Origin of the sequence: Aeromicrobium senzhongii (assembly GCF_014334735.1) — a bacterium.
Classification (GTDB): domain Bacteria; phylum Actinomycetota; class Actinomycetes; order Propionibacteriales; family Nocardioidaceae; genus Aeromicrobium; species Aeromicrobium senzhongii.
The window spans coordinates 1,704,320-1,716,335 of sequence record NZ_CP060587.1; the positions used below are offsets into that span (position 1 = coordinate 1,704,320).

At 71.3% G+C, this 12,016-nt stretch carries 10 protein-coding genes; 5 read left to right on the forward strand and 5 right to left on the reverse strand.

Annotated elements, in window-relative coordinates:
* Positions 1–100: 100 nt before the first annotated feature.
* On the reverse strand, positions 101–3,493 hold the full coding sequence (locus tag H9L21_RS08555) for a M14 family zinc carboxypeptidase (protein ID WP_154594876.1): 3,393 nt from the start codon (positions 3,491–3,493) through the stop codon (positions 101–103).
* A gap of 128 nt (positions 3,494–3,621) precedes the next feature.
* Between H9L21_RS08555 and H9L21_RS08560 the strand changes: the two genes are divergently transcribed.
* Positions 3,622–4,281 carry a DUF2510 domain-containing protein gene (locus H9L21_RS08560; protein WP_187411372.1) on the forward strand — a complete coding sequence of 220 codons (660 nt, stop codon included), beginning with the start codon at positions 3,622–3,624 and terminating at the stop codon, positions 4,279–4,281.
* Here the strand turns inward: H9L21_RS08560 and H9L21_RS08565 are convergent.
* Positions 4,278–5,366 (reverse strand): ATP-dependent DNA ligase, encoded by a 1,089-nt coding sequence (locus tag H9L21_RS08565; RefSeq protein WP_154594874.1) that lies wholly within the window; start codon positions 5,364–5,366, stop codon positions 4,278–4,280. The genes H9L21_RS08560 and H9L21_RS08565 overlap by 4 nt on opposite strands.
* 31 nt (positions 5,367–5,397) lie before the next feature.
* Here H9L21_RS08565 and H9L21_RS08570 point away from each other — a divergent pair, with 31 nt between their 5' ends.
* From H9L21_RS08570 to H9L21_RS08580, 3 genes are read left to right on the forward strand one after another with little or no spacing between them, the layout of a single operon-like run.
* Positions 5,398–6,342 (forward strand): ABC transporter ATP-binding protein, encoded by a 945-nt coding sequence (locus H9L21_RS08570; RefSeq protein ID WP_255467015.1) that lies wholly within the window; start codon positions 5,398–5,400, stop codon positions 6,340–6,342.
* A complete protein-coding gene (locus H9L21_RS08575; protein WP_154594873.1) occupies positions 6,339–7,109 on the forward strand; it encodes an ABC transporter permease in 771 nt (256 codons plus the stop codon). Before H9L21_RS08570 ends, H9L21_RS08575 begins: the two co-directional genes overlap by 4 nt.
* Positions 7,100–7,972, forward strand: coding sequence for a COX15/CtaA family protein (locus H9L21_RS08580; protein ID WP_230081282.1), 873 nt, complete (start codon positions 7,100–7,102; stop codon positions 7,970–7,972). The genes H9L21_RS08575 and H9L21_RS08580 overlap by 10 nt, the downstream gene beginning before the upstream one ends.
* Here H9L21_RS08580 and H9L21_RS08585 read toward each other — a convergent pair.
* From H9L21_RS08585 to H9L21_RS08595, 3 genes are read right to left on the reverse strand one after another with little or no spacing between them, the layout of a single operon-like run.
* Entirely contained in the window at positions 7,866–8,405 is a 540-nt protein-coding gene (locus H9L21_RS08585) for a GNAT family N-acetyltransferase (RefSeq protein ID WP_187411373.1), read from the reverse strand. The genes H9L21_RS08580 and H9L21_RS08585 overlap by 107 nt on opposite strands.
* Positions 8,402–8,770 (reverse strand): hypothetical protein, encoded by a 369-nt coding sequence (locus H9L21_RS08590; RefSeq protein ID WP_187411374.1) that lies wholly within the window; start codon positions 8,768–8,770, stop codon positions 8,402–8,404. Before H9L21_RS08590 ends, H9L21_RS08585 begins: the two co-directional genes overlap by 4 nt.
* 20 nt (positions 8,771–8,790) lie before the next feature.
* Positions 8,791–9,726: a heme o synthase gene (locus tag H9L21_RS08595; RefSeq protein WP_187411375.1), complete on the reverse strand. Its 936-nt coding sequence runs from the start codon at positions 9,724–9,726 to the stop codon at positions 8,791–8,793.
* Between the two features lie 82 nt (positions 9,727–9,808).
* Between H9L21_RS08595 and tkt the strand changes: the two genes are divergently transcribed.
* The gene (tkt, locus tag H9L21_RS08600; protein WP_187411376.1) at positions 9,809–11,992 is read left to right on the forward strand and encodes a transketolase; all 2,184 of its coding nucleotides are present in this window, start codon (positions 9,809–9,811) and stop codon (positions 11,990–11,992) included.
* Positions 11,993–12,016: the final 24 nt, after the last annotated feature.

Sequence of the window (12,016 nt, forward strand, 5' to 3'; positions counted from 1 at the left end):
GCGCGACCTCGCGCGAGGCGCGGGACTCATCGTCGCACGAGTGGAGGCCATCGCGACCGCCCCGCCGAGTGATCGGCGGGGCGGCCCGGCGGCGGGACGATCAGCGGCGGACCGTGATCTTCCCCTTCTTCGTGGCGGCCTTCAGGTGGGCGTTGCCCAGGTAGGAGACCGTCACCCGCTTCGTGCCCCGACTCAGACGGGGCAGCTTGACCGAGCCCTTGCCCTTCGCATTGATCGCGATCACGTACGAGCGCGAGCCGACCCGCACGAGGGCCTTGCCGCGGGCGTTCACGCCCGCCGGGGCCTTGACCCTGACCGTGACCCGGGCGCGGGTCGTCGTCCTGACCTTCTTCGGCGTGACCTTGAGCGCCACCTTGGCCGTGGCCTTGGTGACCCGCAGGACGATCGGGCCCGCCGAGCTGGCGGGGACGCCGCCGGCGCCTCGGTAGGTCGCCGTGACGAGGCGTGCGCCTGTCGTGGCGAACGCGCCCAGCGCGACCGACGCGCGACCGTTGCGGTCGAGCGTGGCCGTGCGGAGTCGCTTGCCGTCGACGAACACGTCGACCACGCCTTCGCCCGCCGTGACATCACCGTCGCGGTCGACCGTGACCGTGACGGACGCCTTGGCACGCTTCTGACCGGCGACGACGCTCGTCGGAGACACCATGAGGTCGACGACTGCACTCGGCACGCCCGGGGAGGCCTGCACCTTCAGCGCCACGGGCTGCGAGGTGCTCCCTGCGAGCTCGGCGCTGCCGCCGAACTGCGCGGTGACCAGGCGCTGACCGGCCGAGGGGATCGCCGGGAGGGCGATCTCCGCCGTGCCGTCAGCGCGCAGATCGGCCGAGCCGACGGCCTCGTCGTCCACGAACACCGTGACGACGCCCTCGGGGTCGGGCTGGTCACCCGCACCGGTGGCGGCCACCTTGATGGAGGCGGTGACGCCGGTCTTCCCGGCACCGATCGTGTACCGATCGAGCGTCAGCGACGTCGACGTGGCCGGCAGCGGCGCCTCGTACCCGACTCGGGCGATCCACGTGCGGTAGTTGCCCTCGCGCCCCGGGACGAAGTTCCGCTCGACGTTGCCCCGGCTGTCGACGGCGATCCACCGGATCTCGGCGCCCTCGTCGACCTTGAGGCGCTCGCCACCCTCACGCAGACCGGCGGCCGCGTACATCGTCGAGTGCAGGTTCGGGACCGTGCCGTCGGTCGTGTAGAAGATGCTCGCCGGCTCGTTCGTCGTGAACTCGACGTTCACCTTGCCCTCGGCGGCGCTCGCGGTGACCTTCACCTCGCTGGCGGGCGACACCGTGTCGGTGTCGTGGTCCCGGGCGATGCGCAGCATCTCGATGAGGCCGTTGGAGAACTCCATGGCCTCCTGGTGGGCACCCGGTCCCTTCGGGTCCGTCGCCTCGAACGGCGGCTGGAAGGTCGAGCCGACCTCGAAGTCCCACGCGTAGATCCCGTACTTGTACCAGAGCATGTCGCCGGAGTTGCCCGCCGCCGAGTAGAGGGTGTCCACCACGCGACCGGTGCGCGCCGGGGTCACCGACAGGCCACGATGGCGCTTGATGGCGGTCAGGATCCGCGAGGACGAGCCCTGGAACAGCGACTCCTCGGCCAGCGTCGGCTCGGGCGCGGTCTCGCGGCCGGGGACCTTGTAGGCCGCCGGCGACCACATGAAGTAGTTGCCCGAGCTGTGGACGTTCATCGACCACTTCATATTCGGGCGCGCGGCGACCCAGTCGACGTTCTGGGACTCGGGCTCGCTCAGCTCGGCCGGACCCGCGAAGGTGCCGCTCGTGCACACGTCGTTCGCGCCCGAGTAGCCGTCGAAGAAGCTGTACTCGTCGTAGTTGCGGTTGACGTCCACTCCCCACTGGTCGCGGCCGTTCGCGTCGGTGGCGCCGCCGTCGGCGCAGTGACGCGTCATGTTCTTGCGCTGCGAGTTGTAGTCGTAGAACGAGTAGTGGCCGCCGTCGGGGTTGACCGACGGGAGCACCCAGATCTCCAGGTTGTCCACGAGCTCGCGCGTCGGCGCGTGCGTCGCGTAGTTGCGCAGGAGCCGCTCGGCGGTCTCGAGCGTCACCAACGGCGGGACCCACTCACGCGCGTGCTCCTGCGCGTAGAAGAAGACGCCCGGCTTGGAGCCGTCGCGAACCTTGCCGATCTTGATGGCGTAGACCTCGTGCGGGTTGCGCGAGACGTACTCGGGCGCCTTGAGGTTGTCGCTCAGCGTCGTCTCCCGCGTCGCCGGGACGACACCGGTCCCCGCGTTGCCGCGGTAGGTGGAGGCCGAGACGAGCGCGCTCGCCTCGGGGCTCGCCGCGACGGCGGCCGCGACCTCCGAGGCCGTGCTCGTGGCGATGCCCGTGCCGTCGGTGGCCGAGGAGATGGTGATCGCGCGGTCCGCGACCGTCACGCTCAGGGCCTGGTCCGCTGCGGTCGGGTGCACGACGCGCACCGTGATCCCGTTGCCTCCCTCGTGCCCCAGCTGCTTCGAGTCGAACGCCACCCGACGCGGGTCGTCCGCCGACGTCGTCCCGGCCGGAACGACCGCCTGGGCCAGGCGACGGTAGCCGTTGGTCTTGTTGGGCAGCTCGACGATCTCGGCCAGCTGCGGGTAGTCGGTCGCCAACTGGTGGATGCGGTCGTAGAGCTGCGTCGGATCGAGGTAGGACGTGATGAAGTCCTGCTGGTAGCCGTCGCCCTTGAACGGGTCGGGTTCGTCGCCGGTGGGCAGCCAGTCCGTCACCTTGGCGATCGCGACGTCCCCGCCGGGGCTGGTGATCCTGATCCGGTCCGGGCGGCTCGTCAGCGCCTGCTCGCCCGTCGTGGGGCTGGCGCCGCGGTGGTAGAGGTAGACGTTCGCGTCGACGAAGCGGTTGATCGTCTGGGTCCCGCCGCTGCCGAACGCCGTACCGGGACCGCTGTCGCGCTCCACCGTCAGCGCCGTGTTGGCGTCCTGCCCGTTCGCCCACTTCGCCTCCACCGACAGCACGGGCGTGCCGAACACGGTGTAGTACTCGGCCCGGGTGATCTTCACGTCGGAGACGTCGGGATGCGTCGCCTCGTCCACGAAGGCCGCGTTGGCGGCCTTCGCGGCGCGGATCGTCGCGTCCCGCTGGTCGAGCGCCGCGTCGGTGTCCTGCTGCGTGTAGAGGGTCTCTCCGGTCTCGAAGCCCGCTGTGCGCAACGCCTTGGCCTCGTTCCCCGTGATGATCGCGCGCACCTCGAGACCGCCCGGACGCTGTTCCACGCCATGATCGAGATCGACACCCGTCGCGACGAGCCGGTCGAGCTCGGCCGTGCCGGGCACCGTGATCGACACGACGGACGGCACCTCGTCCGGGAGGCGCTCGAGGGACACCGCGGCCGGGCCCGGAGGCGCGGCGGAGGCGACGGGAACGATGCTGGCCGCGGCGAGGGCGGGCAGCGCCAACGCCAGGACGGCCGCGGAGGCCTTCCTGCGCAGCGGGAGGAATGAGGCCATCAGCGTGGGTCCTGTCCATGGGCGACATGGGGGGTGCCCACACCCTAGATGTAACGCAGATCACACCGCCACCATCAGTTTCCCGAGAGCCTGCCCGGCCGCCCCGGTCCCGGCCGTATCCTCAACGCGTGAACCAGAAGGCGCCTGCGGGCTGGTACGACGATCCGGCCGGCAGCGGAGGCCAGCGGTTCTGGAACGGTCAGGCCTGGACCGAGCGGGTCGAGCCCACCGGGTCCACCACGCGAGCCACGCCCCGGCCCTCGCGCGGATCGCGCGAGCGGCTCCCTGACGGATACATGCTGTTGAACGGTGAGCGGGTGCCCTTGGGCCAGCTGACGCCGCCTCCGTCGACGCCACCGCGCCAGTTCGGCCCCGTCGGCGCGAAGAACCGCGGCGTCGTCGTCGCCGCGGCCGTCGCGATCGGCGTCGTGGTGCTGTTCCTCGTGTCGTCGCTGGTCCCGACGGAGGACCCGGGGATCGACCTGGGCGACTGGTCCGGTGGCGATGGCGACTTCGCCGCCCGGTACACGCTCGAGGTCGACTCACGCGACGGCACGGGCGTGGACGTGATCTGGTCCGACGGCACCGACGAGTACACCGAGACTGCGGTCGACCCGGGCTGGAGCACCGACATCGGCGCCGTGGACGGTGGGGTCCGCCTGGACGCGACGGCGAACGACGGCCGGGACATCCCCACGTGCCGCATCCTCGACGCGGACGGGTCCGTCATCATCAAGGCCACGGCGGCCTACCCCGGCGGGACGGCGACCTGCCGCTGGAACGACTAGAGCAAGACGTTGTCGAGGTCGTAGCGGGCGACCTCCTCCAGCTGCGCGTACGTGCACGACTCGGGCTCGCGGTCGGGGCGCCAGCGCTGGAACCGCGCGGTGTGGCGGAAGCGTGCCTGGTCGCCCTCGCCCTCCATGTGCTCGTAGGCGACCTCGACGACACGCTCGGGCCGCAGCGGCACGAACGACAGGTCCTTGGTGCCGGTCCACCGGCTCTGCCCGCCCGGCAGCCGTCCGGACGCCTGCGCCTCGTCGTCGCGCCACCGGTCCCAGGGGTGCGACTCACCCGGCGCCACCTCCAGCGGCGCGAGCTCCTCGATCAGCTCGGCGCGCCGACTCTCGGTGAACGACGCCGCGACCCCGACGTGCTGCAGGCGCCCGTCGTCGGCATGCAGGCCCAGCAGCAGGGAGCCGAGCAGCGGCCGCTCCGGCGTGGAGTTCTTGTGGAGGCGGTAGCCGGCCACGATGACGTCGGCGGTGCGGGCGTGCTTGACCTTCACCATCGTGCGCCCATTCGGCGCGTACGGGCCGTCGAGGCGCTTCGCGATCACGCCGTCCAGTCCGGCGCCCTCGAAGGTCGTGAACCAGCGCTGCGCCTCGTCGGGGTCCTCGGTGACCCGGGTGACGTGGATCGGCGCGGTCGCCGCGGAGAGCGCGTCGACGAGCGCCGCCCGCCGGACGGCCAACGGCTCGTCGAGGAAGGACCGGTCACCGAGGGCGAGCAGGTCGAAGGCCACGAAGGACGCGGGCGTATCTCGGCTGAGCATCGTCACGCGCGAGGCGGCCGGGTGGATGCGGTTGCTCAGTGCGTCGAAGCTCAGCCGACCGTCCATCGCGATCACGATCTCGCCGTCGAGGACGCACCGCTCGGGCGTGTGCGCGCGGACCGCCTCCACGACGTCCGGGAAGTACCGGGTCAACGGCTTCGTCGAGCGGCTGGTGATCTCGACCTCATCGCCGTCGCGGAAGATCAGGGCCCGGAAGCCGTCCCACTTCGGCTCGTAGAGCCACTCGTCGCCGCGAGGCACCTGCTTGGCGGACTTGGCGAGCATCGGCGCGACCGGCGGCATCACGGGCAGGTCCATGGCTTCAACCTGCCACAACTAGAATGTTCTGGTGCCCTCGACGACGTCTGTTCCCGCCGTGGAGGTTCGCGACCTCGTCATGCACTACGGCCGCGGCGACGCGGTCGTCCGAGCGGTCGACGGAGTGAATCTGACGGTCCAGCCCGGCACGGTCACCGCGATCCTCGGACCGAACGGTGCGGGCAAGACCACGACCATCGAGACGTGTGAGGGCTTCCGCCGTCCCCAGTCCGGCACGGTGCGCGTACTGGGACTCGATCCCGTCGCCGACGCCGAGGCACTGCGCCCCCGCGTCGGGGTCATGCTGCAGTCCGGCGGCGCCTGGCTCGGCGTTCGCGCCGGCGAGATGCTGCGCCACATGGCCTCGCTCCACGCCACTCCCCTGCCGGTCGAGCCCCTCGTCGAGCGGCTGGGCATGGAGTCGTTCGTCCGGACGCCGTACCGACGACTGTCCGGCGGTCAGAAGCAGCGGCTCTCGCTGGCGATGGCGATCATCGGCCGGCCCGAGCTGGTCTTCCTCGACGAGCCCACCGCGGGCCTCGACCCGCAGTCCCGCCGCGCGACGTGGGACCTCGTCGACGAGCTGCGCTCCCACGGGGTCACGACCGTCCTCACGACGCACTACATGGACGAGGCCCAGGAGCTGTCCGACCACGTCCACATCATCGACGCCGGCCGGGTCATCGCGTCCGGCACGCCGGACGAGCTCGTCGCCGTCGGCGCCCAGAACACGATCCGGCTGCGCGCCCGCGCGAGCCTGGACCGTGCCTCGCTGGCCGCCGAGCTGCCGCCGGGAGCGACGGTGACCGAGCCCGAGCCGGGCCTCTACGTGCTCACCACCGAGGTGGACCCGTCCGTGCTGCACCGGGTGACCGGGTGGTGCGCCGCCCACGGCGTGCTGATCGACTCGGTCCTCGTCGAACACCAGACCCTCGAGGACCGGTTCCTCGAGTTGACCGGGCGGGACCTGCGATGACCTCACTCGACCTCTCCCCCGCCCCCGGCGCCGCCTCGCGCGGACGCCGGCTGGCAGCGCAGACCGCGATGGAGCTGCGGCTGACCCTGCGCAACGGCGAACAGCTGCTGTTGACGTTCGTCATCCCGATCCTGCTGCTCGTCGCCGGCTCGCGGTCGGAGCGCCTCGTCGGCGGGGACCGCCCCATCGACGTCGTCGCGCCCGGCGTGCTGGCGCTCGCGATCCTCTCGACCTCCTTCACCTCGCTGGCCATCGCGACGGCCTTCGAGCGCCGCTACGGGGTGCTCAAGCGCCTCGGCGCCACGCCGCTGTCGCGCAGCGGGCTCCTGGGCGGCAAGGTCGCCGCGGTCGTCGTCCTGCAGCTCGGCCAGTTCGTCGTCCTCGGCGCACTCGCCGTCGCGCTGGGCTGGCGTCCGTCCGGTGGCGTCTCCGGCTGGCTCTGGCTGGTCGTGCTCGCCCTGCTGGCCACCGTCGCCTTCGGCGGCCTGGGCCTGCTCATGGCCGGCACCCTGCGCGCCGAGGCGACCCTGGCCGGGGCGAACCTCGTGTACGTGCTCCTCCTGGTCGGCGGCGGTGTCCTGCTGCCGCTCGACCGCTACCCGGACGCCGTGGCCGAAGCGCTGAGGCTGCTGCCGTCCGGGGCACTGGGCGAGGGCTTGCGTGACGCCTTCGCCACCGGATCGCCCGGTACGTTCGTCGTGGTGGTGCTCGCCGCGTGGGCCCTCGTGGCCGCGGCCGCCGCCGGAAGGTGGTTTCGATGGGAATGAACACAGTCTCGCGACGCACGGTGTCGCAGTCGACGGTCGAGAAGTGGGCGTGGGCCAACCTCGTCGCCAACACCCTGATCATCCTGACCGGCGGCCTCGTCCGGCTGACCGGCTCCGGCCTGGGCTGCCCGACGTGGCCGCGCTGCACGGACGAGTCGTTCGTGCCGCACGGAGCGCTCGGCTGGCACGGTGTCATCGAGTTCGGCAACCGCACCCTGACCTACGTGCTCATCGTCATCGCGATCGGCACCGTGCTCGCAACGTGGCGCTGGACCGGAGCCACGCGCAACCAGCTGCGTCTCGTGCTCGGCATCGCCATCGGGATCCCGTTCCAGGGCGTCATCGGCGGCATCACCGTGCTGACCGAACTGAACCCGTGGATCGTGTCGCTGCACCTGATCCTCTCGATGGCGCTGGTCGTCGCCGCGACGATCTTCCTGGTCACCCTGCGCCCGGACGAAGGCACCGTCGGGCGCGTCCCGGCGTGGATCGTCCAGGGTGCCTACGTCGTCCTGCTGGCCGTGATCTACATCGGCACGATCGTGACCGGCAGCGGACCGCACGCCGGTGACGCCAGCGCGCCGCGCAACGAGCTCGACCCCGCCTGGTGGAGCCGGATCCACGCCATCAGCGTGTGGCTCTTCCTGATCCTGACCGTCGCCGCGATCGTCCTCACCCGGGGTCGTGCACGCAAGGCCGGCGCGTGGGTGCTCGTGGCCGGACTGGCCCAGGGCCTCATCGGCTACGTGCAGTACTTCACTGATCTGCCGATCGTCCTGGTCGCGGCGCACCTGGTCGGGGCGGCCGTTCTGTTGGCGCTGGCCACGCGGTGGCTGCTGACGGCGCGTCCCGTCGCATCGTGAGGGTGCCCTCGTCGTCCGGCTCGCGTCCGACGAGCTCGAACCCGCAGCCGGCGTAGAACGCGATCCCCGCGGCGTTGTCGGCCATCACCCGCAGGGACAGCGGCCGGCGGCCCGCGCGAGCGACCACGGCGTCCACCAGCGCGTGGCCGACCCCGTGCCGGCGCGCCTGCGGTGCGACCCACATCGAGATCAGCTCAGGGGCGTCGGCCGTCGACAGCCCCACCATCCCGACGTCCTCACCGGCATCGTCGACGGCCAGGAAGATGCCCTCAGCCGAGGCGATGCGCTCGCGCCACTGATCCTCCGGGGTCCGAGGGCCGAGCCGGTGGGCCGAGCACGCGAACGCCGTGGGGTCCAGGGCCAGGGCGCGCGAGCGCACGTCACGCCAGCGGCGCCAGTCGTCAGGCTCGAGCTGCTCGATCCGCACGGTCACGCAGCCGGTCGGCCCTTGACGTCGACCCGGCGACGCACCGCCCACGAGCCCACGATCACCACGGTGGCGGCGATCGCCGCCCCGGCGGTGACCATCAGCCAGCCGATGGCGAACATGCCGCTGTCGTCGTCGGACCAGCTGGACCAGCAGCCCGCCGAGATCCCGACCACGGCCGAGACCACGAGGGGCAGCAGGTCCATCGTGCGCGCGAGCCAGCCGGCGGCCACCGCGATGACGAGCAGGACGACGACGAGCCCGGCCACCTGGCCGACCGTGTACTGGTCGTCGGAGTCGGTACCGAGGAAGATCCACCACGCGGCGAAGGCAGCGGCGGCGGGCAGGATCCAGACGAGGAAAGCGCGCATGACGCGAGCCTACGGCGTCGTCAGCCGATGAAGGGATCGACCGCCGCAGCGACGAACAGCAGCGCGAGGTACGCGTTGGAGAAGTGGAACAGGCGCATCGGCTTGATGATCGACAGTTCCTCGGTCTCGCGGGCACGGGCGCGCAGGTCGTAGGCCTCGATGAGGAACACGATGCCCAGCAGGATCGCCATCGACGGGAAGAACCAGCCCGTGTCGGCGACCGGCCAGACCACCAGCGAGGTCAGGACCGTCGCCCACGTGTAGCGGACGATCTGCCGGCCGACCTCGGCCGACGGCACGACCGACGGGAGCATCGGCACGTTCGCCGCCGAGTAGTCCTCGCGGTAGCGCATCGCCAGCGCCCAGAAGTGCGGCGGGGTCCAGAAGAAGACGACGAGGAAGAGCAGGAACGGCGTCCAGGCCAGCTCGTTGGTGACGGCCGTCCAGCCGATCAGCGGCGGGAAGCAGCCCGCGGCGCCGCCCCAGACGATGTTCTGCGTCGTACGGCGCTTGAGGATCATCGTGTATCCGACGACGTAGAAGACGTTGGCGGCCAGCGCCAGCGCCGAGGACAGCCAGTTGACCGTCAGTCCCAACCAGGCGGTCGAGAGCACGCCCAGCACCAGACCGAAGACCAGCGCCTCCCGCGTGCCCACGTGGTGGCGCGGCAGCGGCCGGCGGGCGGTGCGGCGCATCTTCTGGTCGATGTCGGCGTCCACGACGCAGTTCAGAGCGTTCGCGGAGCCGGCCGACAGGGAGCCACCGATCAGCGTGGCCACGACGAGCCACAGGTCGGGGACGCCCTTCTGGGCGAGGAACATCACCGGAACCGTGGTCAGCAGGAGCAGTTCGATGATGCGGGGCTTGGTCAGCGCCACGTACGCGAGCACCACATCGCGGCGCCCGGGCCGATCGATACGGGTGTGCTCGTCGGCGGCGTGCGGAGTGACGGTCACATGGCAGAGTCTAATGCCCGGCGGATAGGCTCAGGAGGCAGACCTTGTTCGACCGACCTCGTGACGACCCAGGAGTTCCGCGGTGACCCACAGCCCCCACGCATCTGAACCGACGCTCGACTGGTCGGAGTTGGACGACCGCGCCGTCAACACCGCGCGGTTGCTGGCGGCCGACGCCGTCCAGAAGGCCGGTCACGGCCACCCCGGAACCGCGATGAGCCTGGCGCCTGCCGCCTACCTGATCTACCAGAAGCTGATGCGGCACGATCCCGCCGATCCGTCGTGGATCGGGCGCGACCGCTTCGTGCTGTCATGCGGCCACTCGAGCCTCACCCAGTACATCCAGCTGTACCTGGCGGGCTACCCGATGACGCTCGAGGACCTCCAGTCCCTGCGCACCTGGGGCAGTCAGACGCCGGGTCACCCCGAGTACGGCCACACCCCCGGCGTCGAGGTCACCACCGGCCCGCTCGGCCAGGGCGTCGCCAACGCGGTCGGCATGGCCATGGCCGCCCGCCGCGAGCGCGGCCTCTTCGACCCGTTCGCCGGTCCGGGCGAGAGCCCGTTCGACCACGACATCTACGCCATCTGCTCCGACGGCGACCTGCAGGAGGGCGTCTCGGCCGAGGCCTCCTCGCTCGCCGGCCTGCAGCAGCTGGGCAACCTCACCGTCCTGTACGACGACAACAAGATCTCCATCGAGGACGACACCGACGTCGCGTTCACCGAGGACGTCGCGCTGCGCTACGAGGCCTACGGCTGGCACGTCCAGACCGTCGACTGGACCCACGGCGGCGGCGAGTACCGCGAGGACGTCCACGCCCTCGCCGACGCGTTCGCGGCCGCGAAGCGCGTCACCGACCGCCCGAGCCTCATCGTCCTGCGCACGATCATCGCCTGGCCCGCACCGAACGCCCAGAACACCGGCGCCTCGCACGGCTCGGCCCTGGGCGCCGACGAGATCAAGGCCACCAAGAAGCTGCTCGGCTTCGATCCCGAGGTCGACTTCGCCGTCGCCGACGAGGTCCTCGAGCACACCCGCCAGGCCCTGGAGCGCGGCGAGGCGGCGCACGAGGAGTGGCAGACCCGCTTCGACCTCTGGGTCACGGCCAACGGCGAGCGCAAGGCACTGCTCGACCGGATGACCCGCCACGAGCTGCCCGAGGGCTGGGACGCGAACCTCCCGGTCTACGAGCCCAGCGAGAAGGGTGTCGCCACCCGCGTCGCCTCGGGCGACTTCCTCACCGCCGCCGCCGCGACCCTGCCGGAGCTGTGGGGCGGCTCGGCCGACCTGGCCGGCTCGAACAACACGACCCCCAAGGACCAGCCCTCCTTCCTGCCGCCGCAGAACTCGACCAAGAAGTTCACCGGCGACTGGTACGGCCGGGTGCTGCACTTCGGCATCCGCGAGCACGCGATGGGCTCGATCATGAACGGCATCGCGCTGCACGGGCCCACCCGCCCGTACGGCGGCACGTTCCTGGTCTTCAGCGACTACATGCGCCCCGCCGTCCGGCTGGCCGCGCTGCAGGAGCTGCCCGTCACCTACGTCTGGACGCACGACTCGATCGGCCTGGGCGAGGACGGACCGACGCACCAGCCGGTCGAGCACCTCGCCGCCCTGCGCACGATCCCCGGCCTCGACGTCGTCCGCCCCGCGGACGCCAACGAGACCGTGGCCGTCTGGTCGACGATCCTGCAGCGCCACCACCGACCCGCCGCCCTGGCGCTGAGCCGGCAGAACCTGCCGGTCTTCCCCCGCGACGGCGAGTACGCCCCGGCGTCCGACGCCGCCAAGGGCGCCTACATCCTGCTCGACTCCCCCGCCGACCTGCACCACGCGACGCCCGACGTCATCCTCGTGGCCACGGGCTCGGAAGTGCAGCTGGCCGTGGCCGCGCGAGCAGCCCTGGCCGAGGAGGGCATCGCGGCGCGCGTCGTCTCGATGCCGTGTCGCGAATGGTTCGAGGAGCAGGACCAGGCGTACCGCGACAGCGTGATCCCGCCGCACGTGCGCGCTCGCGTCGCCATCGAGGCGGCCGTGGCGTTCGGCTGGCGCGACATCGTCGGCGATGCCGGACGCATCGTCTCGCTGGAGCACTTCGGCGCCTCGGCGTCGTACTCCGAGCTGTACGACCGCTTCGGCATCACCGCCGTCGCGGCGGTCGAGGCGGCCCGCGAGTCCATCCAGGCGGCGCAGCACGAGGGCGGAGTCCCCGTGTTCGCCCGGCCCACGGGACCGGTGCTCCCCGACACCACCCACTGAACCCCATCACCAGGAGTGATCGAC

Excerpts from the sequence above, each read along its gene's own strand:
- H9L21_RS08575 (WP_154594873.1), top strand. The coding sequence starts at position 6,339 with ATGACCTCACTCGACCTCTCCCCCGCCCCCGGCGCCGCCTCGCGCGGA.
- H9L21_RS08590 (WP_187411374.1), bottom strand. The coding sequence starts at position 8,770 with ATGCGCGCTTTCCTCGTCTGGATCCTGCCCGCCGCCGCTGCCTTCGCC.
- H9L21_RS08555 (WP_154594876.1), bottom strand. The coding sequence starts at position 3,493 with ATGGCCTCATTCCTCCCGCTGCGCAGGAAGGCCTCCGCGGCCGTCCTG.
- H9L21_RS08580 (WP_230081282.1), top strand. The coding sequence starts at position 7,100 with ATGGGAATGAACACAGTCTCGCGACGCACGGTGTCGCAGTCGACGGTC.
- H9L21_RS08565 (WP_154594874.1), bottom strand. The coding sequence starts at position 5,366 with ATGGACCTGCCCGTGATGCCGCCGGTCGCGCCGATGCTCGCCAAGTCC.